This window comes from Marinobacter antarcticus, from assembly GCF_011049865.1.
Lineage (GTDB): Bacteria > Pseudomonadota > Gammaproteobacteria > Pseudomonadales > Oleiphilaceae > Marinobacter > Marinobacter antarcticus_A.
The window spans coordinates 1-16,956 of the sequence record NZ_DRGY01000005.1 but is presented as its reverse complement, the minus strand read 5'-3'; the positions used below and the strand labels follow the sequence as shown (position 1 = coordinate 16,956).

The 16,956-nt window shown below is 56.0% G+C and carries 18 protein-coding genes and 1 pseudogene; 15 read left to right on the top strand and 4 right to left on the bottom strand.

The window, feature by feature from the left end:
- Positions 1–903 carry an NAD-dependent protein deacetylase gene (locus ENI00_RS00660; RefSeq protein ID WP_304097314.1) on the top strand — a complete coding sequence of 301 codons (903 nt, stop codon included), beginning with the start codon at positions 1–3 and terminating at the stop codon, positions 901–903.
- Positions 904–926: 23 nt separating this feature from the next.
- On the opposite strand, the gene ENI00_RS00655 is transcribed toward ENI00_RS00660, so the two are convergent.
- Complete coding sequence (locus tag ENI00_RS00655; RefSeq protein WP_304097310.1) at positions 927–2,336, bottom strand: sodium-dependent transporter; 1,410 nt, start codon at positions 2,334–2,336, stop codon at positions 927–929.
- Entirely contained in the window at positions 2,329–3,420 is a 1,092-nt protein-coding gene (locus tag ENI00_RS00650) for a Leu/Phe/Val dehydrogenase (protein WP_304097307.1), read from the bottom strand. Before ENI00_RS00650 ends, ENI00_RS00655 begins: the two co-directional genes overlap by 8 nt.
- 421 nt (positions 3,421–3,841) lie before the next feature.
- Between ENI00_RS00650 and ENI00_RS00645 the strand changes: the two genes are divergently transcribed.
- The 4 genes from ENI00_RS00645 to ENI00_RS00630 all read left to right on the top strand — a co-directional run bounded on the left by ENI00_RS00645 (position 3,842) and on the right by ENI00_RS00630 (position 6,363).
- On the top strand, positions 3,842–4,912 hold the full coding sequence (locus ENI00_RS00645) for a mechanosensitive ion channel family protein (RefSeq protein WP_304097304.1): 1,071 nt from the start codon (positions 3,842–3,844) through the stop codon (positions 4,910–4,912).
- Between the two features lie 85 nt (positions 4,913–4,997).
- The gene (locus ENI00_RS00640; protein WP_304097302.1) at positions 4,998–5,747 is read left to right on the top strand and encodes an AzlC family ABC transporter permease; all 750 of its coding nucleotides are present in this window, start codon (positions 4,998–5,000) and stop codon (positions 5,745–5,747) included.
- The gene (locus ENI00_RS00635; protein ID WP_304097301.1) at positions 5,744–6,067 is read left to right on the top strand and encodes an AzlD family protein; all 324 of its coding nucleotides are present in this window, start codon (positions 5,744–5,746) and stop codon (positions 6,065–6,067) included. The genes ENI00_RS00640 and ENI00_RS00635 overlap by 4 nt, the downstream gene beginning before the upstream one ends.
- Before the next feature lie 80 nt (positions 6,068–6,147).
- Positions 6,148–6,363 (top strand): dodecin, encoded by a 216-nt coding sequence (locus ENI00_RS00630; protein ID WP_304097298.1) that lies wholly within the window; start codon positions 6,148–6,150, stop codon positions 6,361–6,363.
- A gap of 38 nt (positions 6,364–6,401) precedes the next feature.
- Here the strand turns inward: ENI00_RS00630 and ENI00_RS00625 are convergent, their stop codons facing one another.
- Together ENI00_RS00625 and ENI00_RS00620 are read right to left on the bottom strand one after the other, a co-directional pair.
- A complete protein-coding gene (locus tag ENI00_RS00625) occupies positions 6,402–7,580 on the bottom strand; it encodes a GNAT family N-acetyltransferase (protein WP_304097296.1) in 1,179 nt (392 codons plus the stop codon).
- 57 nt (positions 7,581–7,637) lie between these two features.
- Positions 7,638–8,000 (bottom strand): hypothetical protein, encoded by a 363-nt coding sequence (locus tag ENI00_RS00620; protein WP_304097293.1) that lies wholly within the window; start codon positions 7,998–8,000, stop codon positions 7,638–7,640.
- A 266-nt stretch (positions 8,001–8,266) separates the two neighbouring features.
- Between ENI00_RS00620 and ENI00_RS00615 the strand changes: the two genes are divergently transcribed.
- The 10 genes and pseudogenes from ENI00_RS00615 to ENI00_RS00570 all read left to right on the top strand — a co-directional run.
- Complete coding sequence (locus ENI00_RS00615) at positions 8,267–8,953, top strand: response regulator transcription factor (protein WP_304097292.1); 687 nt, start codon at positions 8,267–8,269, stop codon at positions 8,951–8,953.
- A complete protein-coding gene (locus tag ENI00_RS00610; RefSeq protein WP_304097290.1) occupies positions 8,950–10,284 on the top strand; it encodes a sensor histidine kinase in 1,335 nt (444 codons plus the stop codon). The genes ENI00_RS00615 and ENI00_RS00610 overlap by 4 nt, the downstream gene beginning before the upstream one ends.
- A gap of 19 nt (positions 10,285–10,303) precedes the next feature.
- Complete coding sequence (locus ENI00_RS00605; RefSeq protein WP_304097287.1) at positions 10,304–10,921, top strand: IMPACT family protein; 618 nt, start codon at positions 10,304–10,306, stop codon at positions 10,919–10,921.
- A gap of 75 nt (positions 10,922–10,996) precedes the next feature.
- Positions 10,997–11,527: a DUF4136 domain-containing protein gene (locus ENI00_RS00600; RefSeq protein WP_304097284.1), complete on the top strand. Its 531-nt coding sequence runs from the start codon at positions 10,997–10,999 to the stop codon at positions 11,525–11,527.
- Between the two features lie 69 nt (positions 11,528–11,596).
- Positions 11,597–11,953 carry a translation initiation factor Sui1 gene (locus ENI00_RS00595; RefSeq protein WP_304097282.1) on the top strand — a complete coding sequence of 119 codons (357 nt, stop codon included), beginning with the start codon at positions 11,597–11,599 and terminating at the stop codon, positions 11,951–11,953.
- 41 nt (positions 11,954–11,994) lie between these two features.
- Positions 11,995–13,248, top strand: a complete 1,254-nt coding sequence (locus ENI00_RS00590) for a D-amino acid dehydrogenase (RefSeq protein WP_304097280.1) — start codon at positions 11,995–11,997, stop codon at positions 13,246–13,248.
- A gap of 243 nt (positions 13,249–13,491) precedes the next feature.
- Positions 13,492–14,688, top strand: coding sequence for a CaiB/BaiF CoA transferase family protein (locus ENI00_RS00585; RefSeq protein ID WP_304097277.1), 1,197 nt, complete (start codon positions 13,492–13,494; stop codon positions 14,686–14,688).
- 13 nt (positions 14,689–14,701) lie between these two features.
- Positions 14,702–15,625, top strand: coding sequence for a hydroxymethylglutaryl-CoA lyase (locus ENI00_RS00580; RefSeq protein ID WP_304097274.1), 924 nt, complete (start codon positions 14,702–14,704; stop codon positions 15,623–15,625).
- Entirely contained in the window at positions 15,615–16,649 is a 1,035-nt protein-coding gene (locus tag ENI00_RS00575) for a WD40/YVTN/BNR-like repeat-containing protein (RefSeq protein WP_304097271.1), read from the top strand. The genes ENI00_RS00580 and ENI00_RS00575 overlap by 11 nt, the downstream gene beginning before the upstream one ends.
- A gap of 2 nt (positions 16,650–16,651) precedes the next feature.
- Positions 16,652–16,956: pseudogene (locus ENI00_RS00570) on the top strand (RND transporter); the annotation flags it as partial.

Below are 16,956 nucleotides of genomic sequence, written 5' to 3'. Positions count from 1 at the left end.
ATGCCAGAAACAACTCATCGCACACGCCCATTCAGTGCGAGCCAGCGTCTTCCTGAGCTGGACACGCCATCGGTGCTGCATGAACCGGAGCAAGCCGGAAGTTTGCTGGCGGATTTCATTCATCAAAATCCCAGGCTTCTGATTCTCACAGGTGCCGGTGTCAGCACCGATTCCGGCATTCCGGATTACCGCGATGGCGAGGGCGCGTGGAAGCGCAAACAGCCAGTGCAACATCGGGAATTCATGGAGAGCGTCGAAACCCGGCAACGCTACTGGGGGCGCAGCCTGATTGGCTGGCCCGTCATGCGTAACGCTGCGCCAAACCCGGCCCATTACTACATCGCCGATCTCGAACTGCGCAATCATTCCAGCCTGGTGGTGACCCAGAATGTGGATCGCCTGCACCAGAAAGCCGGCACCCACGCTGTGAGCGACCTGCATGGCCGCGCCGATGAGGTGCTGTGCATGAGCTGCGGCTATAGATGCCCCAGAGATCATGTGCACGAACGTTGTGCCGAGCTGAACCCGGAGTTCGGGCATTACAAAGCGGACAGCGCGCCGGACGGTGATGCGGATCTGAACGTGGATTTTTCCGGATTTCGCCTGGCAGATTGCCCGCAGTGCGATGGCATCTTGAAGCCGGATGTGGTGTTTTTCGGGGATTATGTGCCAAAGCAACGGGTGCACTCAGCACTGGATGCACTCAAAGCGAGTGACGGCCTGTTGGTGATTGGTTCGTCGCTGATGGTGTACTCGGGTTTTCGCTTCTGCCGCTACGCCAAGGAATTCGGCAAGCCCGTGGCCACCCTCAACCTGGGCCGGACGCGCGCGGAGGAATTGGCGGATCTCAAGCTGAACGCAAGAATCGGGGAGACCCTGAAGGTCTCCCTCGATCAGCTATGAACGTGCTCGTTGCCTGAAGTTGGTTAAGCCCCAAACAGGTTGTAAACGAACACCGCTCCCACAGCCACCGGCGTAATGAAGCGCACGGTAATGTACCAGAGGCGGAACATGGGCTCTGAAAGCGCCAACTCCTTCTCTATGGCTTCGCGCGACATCACCCAACCGGCAAATACGGCAACCAGCAGGCCGCCGAGAGGCAGCAGAATATTGGCCGTAAAGAAGTCCAGCAGATCAAAGATCGTTTTACCCTCAAGCATGTCGATCGATCCGAGCGGAGTAAAATCTGCCCACAGGTTCAGGGAAAGAATCGAAGCAATGCCCAGCGCCCAGCATACGAAACCGGCACCTAAGGTACTCACGGTGCGGTTCATGCCTTTTTGCTCTTCCAGCCATTCCACAATGGGCTCCAGCAGCGATATGCCCGACGTCCAGGCGGCAAAGATCAATAACAGGAAGAACAGCGTGCCGAACAGACTGCCCATCGGCATCTGGCCAAACGCCAGCGGCAGGGTTTGAAAGATCAAACCGGGGCCGGCGCCAGGCTCAAGGCCGTTAGCGAACACAATCGGGAAAATCGCAAGACCCGCAAGCAGGGCCACGCACGTATCGATTAAGCACACCGCAATGGAGGTTTTGGCGATGGAGATATTCTTTGGCAGGTAGGAGCCGTAAGCCATCATCACCGCCATGCCCAGGCTCAAAGTGAAGAACGCGTGACCTAATGCGATCAGAACCCCCGAGGTGGTGAGTTTGGAGAAGTCTGGCTGGAACAGGAAGGTGACCGCCCGGCCGAACTCACCGGTGGTCATAGCGTAGCCCACAACGGTCAGCAACAGCAGGAACAAGGCTGGCATCAGGATGCTGACCGCCCGTTCAAGCCCTGCGCGAACGCCTTTTGCTACTACAAGCATCACCAGAGCCATAAACAGGGTGTGCCACATAAGCAGCGTCATCGGATCGGCCAGCAGGTCAGAGAAAATGGCGCTAACGGCCTCTGCAGACTGGCCCGTGAGCTGCCCGCTGGCAGCCGTGCCCACGTACGATACCGCCCATCCTCCAATCACCGAGTAGAACGAAAGAATCAGGAAACCCGCCAGTACGCCAACGGCGCCGACCATACGCCAGGCCGGGTTAAGGCGGTCGTAGCTGGCAATCTCTCTGAGACTGTTAACCGGGCTACGCCCGCCACGGCGCCCGATGAGCACTTCGGCCATCATGATGGGCAGGCCAATGGCTGCGATACACAAGAGGTAGACCAGGACAAACGCGCCACCACCGTTTTCACCGGTGATGTAGGGAAATTTCCAGATATTACCCAAACCAACGGCAGAGCCCGTGGCCGCAAGAATAAACGTAAGACGCGAGGACCAGAGCCCCCGTTTCGCGTTCGAGCCTTCCATGGCCCCCGAAGTAGGCGCGTGTGATTCAGACATGATTTTCTCCTGCCAGGTATCTGTTTTGATTGAAAGAGCGGAAGCGTTCTTCGGCGAGTGCGTTGGCAATCGCACCGGTTGGAATGCCGCTGGAATCCGAGCGTGTGAAGATCTCGGCCAACGTCTGCCCGATGTTTTCTACATGGGCGCGCACGTCGTCTGGCGAAGCGTTACTGCCTTCGTAAAACACGTCGATGATGCCGCCCGCGTTAATAGCGAAATCCGGCGCATAGAGTATGCCGCGGTCTTTCAGTGCCTGATCGTGATCCGGGCGCTGCAGGAGGTTATTTGCCGCGCCCGCAATAACCGTAGCGTTCAGGTGGGGGATGGTGTCGTCGTTTATCACGGCGCCCATAGCGCAGGGTGCGATTACATCTACCGGCAAGAACAGAATGTCTTCGGCGGATGCTGCGTGTGCGCCCAGCTCAGCAACCGCACGTTGCATGTTCTCGTGATGGATGTCGTACACCCAAAGTTCTGCCCCGGCTTGCTTCAGGTAGTGGGCAAGACGGTAGCCCACGTTTCCAACACCCTGAATGGCAACCTTCAAACCGGTCAGATCCTCGCGGCCGAGCTTGTGTTGCACCGCTGCCTTCAGGCCAATGAACGTGCCATAGGCTGTCGTAGGGGAGGGGTCTCCGTTACTAAGACGGCCGTCAAAACCTGTGCGCTCGATGATGCCGGCAACGTATTTTGTATGTCGCCCCATCACTTTCAGATCCGGCACGCTGGTGCCGGAATCTTCCGCGGCAATGTACTGGCCTCCAAGACTTTCCAGGTGCTTGCCCATGGCTTCCAGCAGGGCTTCGCTTTTTTGCGTGCGCGGGTCGCCAATGATGACCGACTTCCCGCCGCCCAGATCAAGATTGGCAAGCGCAGATTTATACGTCATTCCCCGGGATAGCCGCAGCACATCGCGCACGGCTTCTTCATCGTTGACGTACGCAAACATTCTGCAGCCGCCAAGCGCTGGTCCGCGGGAGGTGTTATGTATTGCAACAATGGCTTTGAGCCCGGTTTCGGGATCGCAGAAAAACGACAGGTGTTCATGGTTGTCAAATTCGGGGTGGCTGAATACGTTCATGGCGGCTTACCCCTCTTCCCTTGCCCGTTTGGGCGCTAAAATGCGGAACTGAAAGGCGATGATCTTAATCGACAGGCGCAATTGTACTCTGCGCAAGACGTCACGGAGACGTGCTGAACTGGGCATATTGAAATCCTCTCCACCTGGCCGGATCTCGGCACCAGCGGCGGTGTTGTTTTTGTCGTCCGGCTTGTGGCCGGCGTTGTGATTTCAGGCGTCCGGGTCTTCCGAAGGGGATTGCCCTTGCGGGGTCGGATCGGAGATAAACTAATCTCTCTAAGCTTAGAGGTCAATTACAGATGCGGAGTCTGGATGGGCTTTAACAATTTCAAAATGCCAGGGCAGGCACACTTTTTTTTGCCACCGCCTACGGTCATGCGCTAATTTGAGAGCTTCAAAGTTATTGCCCCGGGAGTACGGGATGTTGGAGTCTATCAAGGCTGCTCTGAGCGCGTGGCTGTTGCCTGGGGCGTCTGCGTTACTGGCGCTGCTGGCAACCTACGCCGCCTATCGTGTTGCGTTGGCGCTGACGCGACGATTTACCCGTTCCAAGGCTGTCCCCCGCATTTTTCTCGACGCAGCCGCGCGCGCGTTGGGCGTCGTTCTTTGTCTGTTGGTATTGAACGGGGTTCTCGAAGCCGCGCCAGAAGATCTTCCCCTGCTTGCGGAGCTGCAGCATGTGGCAACGTTGCTGCTAATCCTGTCGCTGACCTGGGCAGGCGTGCGCTGTACCTCGGCCATAGGTGACGTGATCGTCACGCTCAATCCGGTGATGGGGGATGAATGGAAACGCGCTCGTAAAGTCGAAACGCAGACCCGGTTTCTGGTTCGCGGCCTCAATATCCTGATTGTGATTGTGGGGTTGGGGTCAGCGCTGATGACTTTCGAAGGCGTGCGCCACGTCGGCGGCAGTTTGCTGGCCTCTGCGGGTGTTGGTGGTATTATTCTCGGGTTTGCGGCCCGCCCGGTACTGGGTAACCTGCTGGCTGGCATGCAGATTGCGCTAACCCAGCCGTTCCGCATTGACGATGTGCTTCGCGTTCAGGACGAGTGGTGTTGGGTAGAGGAAGTCACCGCGACTTACGTGGTGCTGCGGATCTGGGACCTGCGCCGGCTGATCGTGCCTTTGCAATGGTTTATCGAGAACCCTTTTCAGAACTGGTCGCGGAACACGGCGGACATGATGGGCACGGTTTACTTGTGGCTGGACTACGCCATACCGGTGGAGCCGTTGCGCGAGGAGTTCGGCCGCTTGCTCAGGCAGGCGCCTCAGTGGGACGGCAAAACGGAAACGGTGCAGGTTACGGACTCCAGTGAACAGGCTTTGCAGATACGCTTCTTGATGAGCGCCACGGATTCCAGCCGGGCCTGGGATCTTCGGTGTTCAGTGCGGGAGGGTCTCGTGGCCTTTGTTCAGAGGCGCTACCCGGAATACCTGCCCCGTGTCCGGGCGCGACTGGTGGACAGCCAGGACCTGGATCCGGCAGAGTAAATCGGCCAGTGCCGGGCAGGCTGATAACCTGCATCTGCGGAAACTACTGATACGCGCGCAGGGGAAATTTCCTTAGCTTGCGTAGATGAAAAACTCGTCATACTCCTACCAATTCCAGCCCGCGAAGGTTCGATCCGAACTTCTTCGGATGCTTCCTATTTCACTGTTTGTAGTGGCGTTCGGCGCTGCGTTCGGTCTTGCCGCCGTACAGAAGGGGCTGGGGCCGCTCGAATCGTTGCTGATGAGCACCATGGTATTTGCCGGTGCCTCGCAGTTTGCCGCGATTGATATGTGGGGCTCTGAGGTGTCGGTTATTCCCGTCATGATTGTGGTGTTTGCCATCAATTCCCGACACCTTCTGATGGGCGCCTCGCTGTACCCCATGCTGAAGGATGTTGCTCCCGCTAAACGTTATGGCCTCATGCTGGTGCTTACGGACGCTAACTGGGCGGTATCGGCTCAGGAGTATCAAAGCGGCCAGCGCAACCTTGAAGTGATTCTGGGGGGTGGTCTGGTGCTTTGGTTGGGCTGGATTGTCGGAACCTGGCTGGGCGTGTATTTCGGTGGACTTCTGCAGGACCCGAAAAGCCTGGGAATGGATATGGTGCTGGGCTGTTTTTTGTTAGCTATGGCACTGGGCGGAAAGAAGAACCCGCGAGTGCTGGTTGCCTGGGTGCTGGCCGCCGCCGCCTCGCTGGCAGCCTGGAAGTGGTTGCCCGCCAATACCCACGTGGTTGCCGGAGCCCTTGCGGGCGGTTTGGTCGGCTTTTTCTGGCTTGAAGACAAGCCCGTTGATGGCCGAGTTGATGAGAGCGCCGGGGGGGAATCAATATGACGATTGAAACCACGACAACCGGCGTTCTGGCGCTGATATTAATCATGACGCTGGTGACGTTGGCAACCCGTTTCGGGGGCGTGTTTATCATGTCCTACGTGCGGATAAGCCCTCGTATTGAGAGCTTTATCAATACCATGGCCAGCTCGGTACTCATCGCCATCATCGTGCCTATGGCGTTTGCCGGCGACGCAGGCGCGCTTGCTGCCCTGTCGGTCACCGCCGTTGCAATGCTCGTTCTCAAAAAGCCGTTGCCCGCCATTGCGGCGGGCATTTTTGCAGCGGCTCTCGTTCGGTATCTGGGGTTTGCTGCTTCCTAGGGTTACGAGATCGTGATTTGCCGGGCAGCGACTTGTCTTATAGGCTTTCGATGACAGCCACAGAACACAAGAGGTCTTTTATGTCCGATAATAACGTGTACAAGAAAGTCGAAATTGTGGGTTCATCTGAAACAAGCATCGAGGGCGCGATTGAAAACGCCCTCGCGGAATCGGCAAAGAGCATTCGCAACATGGAGTGGTTCGAGGTAATGGAAACCCGCGGACACATTGTCGATGGCAAGGTTGGCCACTACCAGGTGTCTTTGAAAATAGGTTTCCGAATCAAGGAAAGCTGATTTGCGTGCGGAGCCGGAGTCGCTTACCTGGCGACTTATCAGGCTCCGTCGTTTTGTTGATCGTTTTGACGGAACGGAAGTGCCGTTTTGGCGTCTTCATAGTAACCCAAAACCTGTTCTGCCTCCTCCCGTGTAAACACGTCAATCGCGTCATGAAACGCCGGATGGGCGATTCCATGCCATGAATGCGTGAGCACAGGCTCGAAGCCGCGCACCAGTTTGTGTTCACCTTGGGCACCTGCGTCGAAGGTTTGCAGGCTCCGCTCAATTGCCAGCTCTATCCCTTGGTAATAACAGGTTTCAAAGTGCAGGTGATTGTACTCTTCAAGGCAACCCCAGTAGCGCCCGTAGAGCGTGTTTCCGCCGCTCAGAAACAGAGCACTCGCAATCATCTCGCCATCCTTTATCGCCATGACGATATGCAGGTGGTCTGGCAATTTCTCGCGTATTTGTTCAAAGAACGGTTGAGTCAGATAAGGTCGTTGACCGCGCTTCAGGTAAGTGGCCTGATAAAACACGTAAAAAGCGGCCAGAACGTGACCCGGGATATCCCTGCCATGAAACCGGGTGAACGTAATGCCCTGTTCGGCAACTTGGCGACGTTCCTTGCGTATGGATTTGCGCTTGCGGGACGTGAGTTCGCCCAGAAAGTCGTCGAAACACCCGTAGCCGCGGTTGTGCCAGTGGAACTGGCAACCAATTCGGTGCAGCTGCTCTTCGTGGTGGAGCAACCGCTGATCCTCTGCATTCGGAAATAGAAGGTGCCACGAGTGAGCGCCAAGGCGGGCGATGAGGGTGTCCAGAAGATCGTGAATCGCCCGGGCATCAAGCGCATCTCGCAGTTGCGAATCAAACAGCAGCCGTGGCCCTTGGGATGGCGTAAAAGGGACAGCTATCAGGAGTTTAGGGTAATAATCCAGACCGTAGCGCTGGTATGCGTCCGCCCAGGCCCAGTCAAACACGTACTCCCCCATGGAGTGGGATTTCAGGTAGGCGGGAGCCACCCCGGCAATTTCGCCTGCCAGGCGAAAGACAAGGTGGCAGGGTTTCCAGCCGGTTTCCTCGCGGGTACAGCGGGCGTTTTCCAGCGCCTCGAAGAACTCGTACCGAAGAAACGGATTGTCGGTGCCTGCCAGACGTTCCCACGTTTCCCGGGGAATGTCGGAAAGGGAATGACAGGCCTCGACCGTTATCGTTGATGTTGCGGGTTCTGACATGGCTGGGACATACTCCTTGATTGCTCCCGATACCTTACGTCAAAATCCGCATCGTGATCACTTTTGCGACTCTGCGCAGCGCTTTTTCATTTTATCCTGCCATTTTCCCATACGCTTTTCGTGCTTCTGGCGCCGTTCTCCGTGAATCTCGTTCCAGATTCCGCGCTGCTCTTCGGTCAGTTTCAGGCGCTCGGCCATGGCTTCGCGTCGCTTGATCATCTCGGCCTGGCGTTCTGTTTTGTTGAAGTGCCCTTTGCCTTCACGAAGGTTTTCACATAGTTCCGTAATGTTACGCTGATCGCCGTATTGGCCGTCGCCATGATGGCTTGATTGATTACCAGCCATCAGCACAGGGCTGACAACGAACAGGGTCGAGGCCAGAAGGCCAGCGGCGATGGTGGATGCTTTGCGTGTGGTCATGATATGCCCTCTCACAGTTCACTGTGATGTCTTTGCTTGGCCAGTGGCGGCGGAAGCCTGATTCACAAACATATTAATGGGCGTTCTGGTAAACGAGCGTCAATGGCGCGTAAAGGTCATGTAAAGGTCCTTCAAATGAACGCCGGTCGGAGGCAGCAAGGTTGGACGCCCGTGTTAAACTTCGGGGCAACGCAGCTTGCAACCATCAATTTGCACCCACCAATCAGGCAACTATCAATCGGGCAACCCCGGGGTAGAGACAAACGATGCACAACAGAGTCCTGCTTGTAGAAGATGACGACGAACTCCGTGAACTGCTTGCCCGCTATTTGAATGGCCAGGGATTCACGGTGCGTGAAGCCGCCAATGGAAAAGATGGCCTGGCACTCGCGCTAGGGCAACACTGCGATATCGTTGTGTTAGACATCATGTTACCCGATATCAATGGTCTTGAGGTGCTGCGCCAACTGCGCGCTGAAACGCACCTGCCGGTCGTATTGCTGACCGCACAGGGAGATGAAACAGATCGCATTGTCGGATTTGAGGTGGGTGCAGATGACTATATTCCCAAGCCCTGTAACCCCCGTGAGCTGGTTGCCCGGCTTCACGCGATACTGCGCCGGGTGGCCTGGGATCAAAAGACAGAAGCGAAAGCGGAGCGGAGCTACGGCGATTTACGCGTTGAGCTGAGTCACCGCCGTATATATCAGCACAACGAGCCCCTCGAATTGACGGCCACTGAATATGAAATCCTGCAGGTGCTGCTGGCTCATGCCGGCAGCGTAGTGCGCAAAACAGACCTTATGCAATGGGCCCTGGGGCGCCGCCTCGAAGCTTTCGACCGGACACTGGATATGCACATCAGCAACCTTCGCAAAAAACTGGGCAACGATGATCCGCCGCGAATCGAGACGGTGCGCGGCCTAGGTTACAGTTACCGGGTGCCGGTATGAAGCGCCGGCTGATGGTGCCTCTGTTCTGGAGGATTTTTCTGCTCATCTGGCTCGCCATGGCGGTAACCGTAGTCGTGAGCACTTTGGTGTCCAGCGTATTACTGGATCGTGAGCGCGCGGCCATTGAACGCCAGCTCGAGTTACGGGATCTGGGATTTGAGGTGGCTGCCGTGCGGGAAAGCGGTGGACGCCGCGAGGCCCACAAATTTCTCAGATCGCAGGGGGACGAGCTGGGGCTGCACCTGATGATGATCAGTGCGGATGATGACAACCGCTTGCCGGAGGCTATCCGCTCAAGGATCAAGTCCGGGTGGTATCGGCAAAAACCCGCGATTGTGGATGTTGGCGGGGGCTACCGTTTGATTGCCTGGCCAAAAATGCACGGCGAGGGCTGGCTGGAACCCCGGGTTTTCCGGTACATGGAAATGGGGTTGGCGTTTTTTTTGATCACCTTGGCCTGTTGGCTGATTGCGCGTTTTGTATCGCGACCCATGAGGCACATGGAATCCACCGCACAAGCCATCGCGGATGGCCATACAGAATTGCGGGTTAGTGCGCGCATAGCGGCCCGGCGAGACGAAGTAGGGCAGTTGGCCACGGCGTTTAACGTGATGACCGATCAGCTGTGCACCTTGTTGGCGCGGCAAAAACATCTGTTGCGTGACATTTCCCACGATTTGCGCACGCCTTTAGCGCGCCAACGCATCGCTATTGAACTGGCCAGTGAGGGTGGCGTAGAAGGCGATCTGATGGCCAGTATTTTGCGCCAGAACGAGCGACTTGAAACCATGACCGGGCAAATACTGACGCTGTATCGGGTGACTGAGCAGGGCAGTGATATCGCACGCGCGCCCGTCCGCTCCGTCGCATTGCTGAATCGGGTTTTACGGGATTCAGCCGATTATGCCGAACATAATCGTATTGAGTGCAAACTCGTCGTTATGCGCGAAAGCACCGGGGTATCTGTGTTGGGGGATGCTGGCTTGTTGCAGCGGGCGGTTGATAATATTTTGCAGAATGCCCTGGACCACACGCCGCCTGGCAGGGTGGTTCATATTTCACAGACCCTGGAGGCAGGTTGGGTAAGCCTGACGATTGGGGACGAAGGGCCAGGCGTAGCAGATGACATTCTGGCGCATCTATTTGAGCCGTTTTTCCGGGCTGACAAATCTCGGGGCGGCCAAGGGTGGGGCCTGGGATTAACGATCGCCAAAGACATCATTCTGGCCCATGACGGCGACATCACCGCAAATAATCGGGCGCCTGTTGGTAAAGGAAACTCTGGTGGCTTGCAGGTCGTTGTCCGGCTTCCGGTATTTGCGGTTGATTAACGACAGCGCAGGCCTGCCTATGAAAAAAGATTACCCGGTGCCTGCCAGTTATCTCGAGCGTGAAACCATCGTAAAGAAAAGCCGCTTTATTGCCCGGGTTGCGCCTGTGAACTCAAGGGATGAAGTGAAAGAATGGCTAAAAAGAGCACAGCACGATCATCCTGACGCCCGTCATATTTGCTGGGCCTATCAGATCGGACGTCCTGGCTCTGCGGCGGAAGCGGCGATGAACGACGACGGCGAGCCCTCAGGTACCGCAGGCAAACCCATACTCAATGTAATTCAGCACAAGGATATGGGCGATGTACTTGTGATGGTGATCCGCTATTTCGGTGGAATCAAGCTTGGCGCAGGGGGCCTTGTGAGGGCTTATGCCGGCGCGGCGGAGAGCGTGCTTTCGGAGGTGGGCAGGGTTTTGCTCAAGCCGTTGAGTGCGGCAAATGTAACGATGGGGTTTGCGGACGAGCAACCGTTGCGGCACTGGTGCGAGGTGAACGCCGCAGAATTGGATTCGGTCCTGTACGGCACATTGGTAGCGGCGCGGGTTGCCGCGCGCGTTCTCGTTCCGGAAGATCAGTTGAATGCGTTTGCAGCCTTCTGCGATGCTCACAAACTGGATTACAGTTTTGAAACGTGATCGGGCAAAACCGCATCGTTCTTGTGTCTTGTGCGTATACTGTTATCAGGAATCCAAGAGATTAAGGAGTAGACAATGGCTCGTCTTTTATTGGCAGCGTTCGTGACACTCGCAATGTCAGGGTGCGCCAGCAACGTGGTGACCGATTACAATTCAGCCGCCGCTTTTGGCAACTATTCATCGTGGGCGTTCGCGCCTGACGCCGGCAATTCCTCGTTCGTTTCACTGGATGGAAACCGAATTCAGGGCGCAATTGAGCGGGAATTGAGCCTTAAATCCTTGCGCAAGGTAGCGGAACCGGAAGCAGACCTTTTGGTGAACTGGCAGATTACCGACGTGCAGCACCTTGAACGGTCAGGTTTGGGGCTTGGTTTCGGCTTTGGCACCGGCCACTTTGGCTGGGGGCTTTCAGCGCCGCCTCCTGTGCGCGAAGTCGAAGAAGGAAAACTGGTGGTAGAGCTGGTAGACAAAAGCACGGAAAAGGTTGTCTGGCGCGCAGCGAGCCGCCGCTACCTGAACGAAAATCAGTCGCCGGAAACCCGCAGCAAGTTGATTGATGAGGTGGTTGCCGAAATGTTCACCAGGTACCCACCAGAGCCAGACTGAAAAACGCGACCGGCCCGTTTGTAATCACGGGTTTTGGCGGGACATTTTGGTGTGACATGCGGAGGATAAATGTCGAAGCGATCTACGGGCGGGCTGGTGTTCTCAACAGAACAAGGGCGTATGTGCCCCGAATGCCGCCACCCGATTGCAAACTGCACCTGCGGCGAGGCGCAGCGCCCGGAAGGTGACGGTGTTGTTCGGGTAAGCCGCGAAACGAAAGGGCGGAAGGGAAAGGGGGTTACGCTGGTGACCGGTATCCCGTTGGACGATAAGGAACTCAAAGCTTACGCCAAGGATCTCAAAGCCAAATGCGGTACCGGCGGCACGGTAAAAGAGGGTGTTGTCGAAATCCAGGGTGACCAGCGAGACGTACTCATGTCACTTCTGAAACAGAAGGGCTGGATTGTAAAGCGCTCCGGTGGCTAAGGGTTTGAGCCAACATTCGGATTTTTTGAAAGGAAACAAGCATGCACGTAGTGGTTTTAGGCGCAGGAGTTGTGGGTGTAACCACCGCCTGGTTTTTGCAAAAGCAGGGCCATCAGGTAACGGTGATAGACCGACAGAATCAGGCAAGCCTGGAAACCAGTTATGCAAATGGCGGTCAGATTTCCGTTTCTCACGCTGAGCCGTGGGCCAACCCCTCGGCGCCTCTGAAGGTGTTGAAGTGGTTGTTCAGAGCAGATGCGCCCCTGTTGTTCCGGCCGAAGCTGGACCCTGCTCAATGGCGATGGGCGCTGTCCTTTCTGGCCCAGTGCACCTCTGCGAAAGCCGCTCATAATATTCGGCAAATGGTTAATCTGGGTACCTACAGCCGCAGCAAGTTGCAGGCGTTGCGCGCGGAAACAGGGCTTGAATACGATCAGGTGACAAAAGGCATTCTGCACTTCTATACCAATCCCGCGGAGTTTGACGCGGCGCTTGAACCGACCCGGATCATGTGCGATCTCGGGTGTGATCGCCAGGTTATTGATGCGAACAAAGCCATCGAGCTGGAGCCTGCACTCAAGCATATCCAGAGTCGAATTGCCGGCGCCACCTACACGTCTGAAGACGAATCCGGCGACGCCCGGAAATTTACCCAGGCGTTGGCCCAAAAGTGTCAGGATGCGGGCGTTGAGTTCTGTTACGGCACGGAGGCCCTGAGTTTCGAGCGTGCTGGGGAGCGCATTCTGGGCGTTCAGGTTTTGCGGGACGGTCACCATGAAACCCTGCGCGGGGATGCCTATGTGCTTAGCCTCGGGAGTTTCAGTGCTGCGCTTGCGCGGTCTGTGGGGCTGTTTTTGAATATTTATCCTGCCAAAGGCTATTCCATTACGGTGCCCGTGAAGAACGAAGCGGCAGCGTTCAATGTCAGTCTGACAGACGATGAATACAAGCTGGTGTATTCGCGGCTGGGTGATCGTATACGGGTAGCCGGCACGGCGGAGCTGAGCGGGTATAGCCGAAACCTCAATTACGCTCGCTGTCGCGCCATTGTGCGCAGAACTGCAGATATAATGCCCGAAGCGGGTTACTGGGATCAGGCCGAGTTCTGGACCGGACTGCGCCCAGCCACGCCGTCCAACGTGCCCTACGTTGGCAAAAGCAAGTTCGCCAATCTTTACCTGAATACCGGGCACGGCACTCTGGGCTGGACGCACTCCTGTGGTTCGGCTGCGGCGCTGGCTGATATTGTTGACGGTCGTAAGCCAGACGTGGATTTTAGTTTTTCAGGGATGTAATACGCTCCAAACAAGAAAGAAATAGTTCATAGTGAAATTCAATGCTTTCATAATGAACTGTATTTCCTTATTTTTGGGCCATACCTTTTCGGTATCTACGTACAAAAACTCGTTATCTTTCCATTGGTTAACGGTATTTCGTCCAGATTTTCATGAGTTGGCACCGCGTTTGCGTTGAATGATTTAAAAGCCCCTTTGCAAAGGGCAATAAAAATTCATTCGACAACAGTGTGCTGACTGAACATGACCAAACCTCTGGAAGGCGTTCGGATCCTTGATCTGACGCATATGCTCTCTGGCCCGTACGCGGGAATGCTGCTTGCCGACATGGGGGCAGACACCGTAAAGGTCGAGCCACTTAAGGGTGAAGGAACTCGCGCCCTCCTTGCCAAAGATCCCAAAAATTCCCACAACGGGCAGGGCGCTTATTTCATAACGCTCAATCGGAACAAGAAAAGCGTCTGCATTGATCTGAAAAGTGAGAACGGTCTCAGCACGTTCTACGATTTGGTTCGCGATGCAGACATTGTTCTGGATAATTTCTCTGCCGGTGTTCCCACCAAGCTCAAGATTGACCACGAGCATCTTTCAAACATAAACCCTCGCATTATCACCTGCTCCATTACCGGCTTTGGTCAGGCTGGCCCTAACTTCAGCCGGCCAGCGTTTGATCTGGTGGTACAGGGCATTGGCGGTGGCATGTCCATTACTGGCCACGATGCTGAACACCCCGCACGCTCCGGTGTTCCCGTTGGCGATCTGGGTGGCGGCATGTTCGCAGCGATGGGCATCCTGGCGGCTCTGCAGTCACGGAATGCCAAAGGCTACGGTCAGCATGTGGACATCTCTATGCTGGACTGCCAGGTCAGCATGCTGAACTACATGGCGACCATGCACTTTTTAAGCGGTGATAATCCGACGCCCATTGGTAACGGGCATTTTGTTCATGTGCCCTACGATTCGTTCAAAACCCGTGATGGCTTTGTGATTATCGCGGTTATCTTCGACAGTTTTTGGGACAGTCTGGTCGAGTTGCTCGGTATCGAAGAACTCCGGGATCCCAAGTACAAAACCCAGCCCGGTCGCTATGTCGACAAACACAAGATCAACGGAATTATCTCCGACCTGTTGCAAACCAACACCACAGAACATTGGGTTGCACAGCTCTCCAGTGCTCGCATTCCGTGCGGGCCAGTCAACAAATTCTCTGACGCCCTGACGGACCCTCAAGTGCTATTTCGGAAAATGGTGGTGGATATACCGCAGTCGGATGGCGGTGTGGTCAAGGCGCCCGGAAATCCCATCAAACTCAGTGTGGACTCTTCGGATTCTTTTACAGCGCCTCCTTTGCTGGGTGAGCACACAGAAGAAGTGCTCCGATCGCTCGGTTACAGCGACCAGCGCATAAGCGAGTTAAAAGCCAGCAAGGCCGTCGGGTAACGGAGGTGTCAGCATGAAAGTTCGTATCAACGAAGTGGGTCCCCGCGACGGGCTGCAAAGCCAGGGCAAGACATTAACGGTGGAAAGCCGGCTGTCACTGATTCAGTCACTGGTGAAGGCCGGGCTGAAAAACCTGGAGGCGGGCAGCTTTGTATCGCCCAAAGCCGTGCCCCAGATGGCCGGTACAGATGAACTGTTTGCGCTACTGCCAGAACGCAGCACCGTGCGTTACGCCGGGCTTGTGCCCAACATGAAGGGCTATGAGTTTGCCGTTGCGGCGGGTGCAAACGTCGTGAATGTGGTTCTTTCTGTCACTGAAACCATGAATCAGAAAAACATCCGCATGTCGTTGCCACAAACCGCGGACGTCTGCGTCGCAATAATAGAGCGTGGCAGGCGCGAAGGGATAGCCGTTCAGGCGTATCTCGCGGTGGCGTTTGAGTGCCCGTTTGAAGGCTTGGTTGAGCCGGCGGTGGTTGCGCGCTATGCCAAGCTGGTGAAGCAGGCCGGGGCAAGCAAAATCATCATTGCAGACACCATAGGTGCAGCAAACCCGGAGCAGGTTCGTCGGCTGCTGGATGCCGTCATTAGTGAGGTGGGCTCAGACATTTTGTCTTGCCACTTCCACGATACGCGCGGCATGGCTTTGGCGAATATCACCGTAGCCCTGGATCGCGGGGTAAGAGAATTCGATTCTTCGATTGGCGGCCTTGGGGGCTGTCCGTTCTCTCCGGGTGCGACGGGGAACGTGGCAACGGAAGATGTTGTGTTGTTGCTCAACAGCATGGGACATGACACCGGAATCGACCCACTTGATCTGATACCCGTTATAAACGCGGCGGAACAGTTAACCGGCGTTTCGTTGGGGGGTAAGAGTTTCCGCTGGCTCAGCCAGCCGTCAGCAAAGGTTGCCGGGGAGGCCCGTCATGGTGGGTAGAGCTCTGGGCTTTGCAGCCCAGGTGGCGCCTTGGGCCATTGTCAGTGGGCTTGCTTATGCGGCCGCGTTTGTAAAACCCGGCGTTGAACCTTTGCCCTTACCCCAACCGCTTAACGAGCCCCGAGACCTGTTTTACGACGTGGCCGAAGCCACAGGAGGCACGTTTTGGTTCGCGGGCAACAACGGTCTGATTCTTGAAGGCGGGCCGACGATCGAACAATGGCAGCGTCATATTATGCCCGAGCTGGTGAACCTTCAGGGCATTGCGGCTTCTGGTGAGGGAACGGTGCTTGCGGTTGGCAATGCCGGCTGGACGTTCCTTAATTCGGGCAATGACGCTTCGCGAAAAGGAGATTCGGGTACAAGAGATTCGGGAAAAAAAGAATGGCAATCGTACCAACTGCCGGTATCCGACATTGCCGGTAAGTTGATCGAAGCGACGTGGATGGACGGCCACTTCTGGGTCATTGGTGAGATGGGGGCGATCTTCCGCACAGACGCCAAGGCAACGCAGTGGGACGACCTCAGTATTGAAGGCGATGTCGCACTCAACGACATCACCCGGTCAGCGAACGGCGATCTGTGGATCACCGCAGAATTCGGAACGCTCTATCACTCCGCCAACCAGGGTAATAGCTGGGAAGGTCGGGAACTGGGGTATGAGAGCCTGCGCTCTTTGGCCTTTCGGGGCACCCAAGGCGTGATCGTCGGGAACGGTGGAGTGATATTCCACACAGACGATTCGGGTATGACTTGGTCCGAGGTTTCCTCACCAACATCAGAACATCTTTACGACGTAATCGACGACGGTACGCGTTGGTTGGCTACCGGCAACGGCGGCGCTGTACTGAGCTCTCAGGACGGCGAGAGCTGGACGTTGCTCGCCCCCGAAGGATTCACGGATGGCTATCACACACGCATGCTCGCGACTCCGGAAGGCGTGCTTTTTGCGGGTAAATCAATCGGGTTGCTGTCCAGCGAAAACTGGGCAAGTTTGCCGGACTCGCTGATGGGATCGCTTTAATCATGATTAATCAAGTTGCGCGCTCACTGTCCGAGTTTTCAATCCGCCATCGCACCTGGGTTGCGGTGGTCATTTTTGCCAGCACTGCGCTGATGGCTCTGAACCTGCTGAAAATCGATGTTCGCACGGAGTTCAGCGATATGATTCCGAGCAGTCATGCCTATGTGGATGTTCACGAAACCTACAAGGAAACGTTCGGCGGCAGCAACAAAGTGTCCATTCTGGTTGAGGCCCGGAATGGCGATATTATGACGCGTCCGATTCTGGAAGAGGTTCATCGGATTACCCGCGAGCTGGCGAAAGTCAG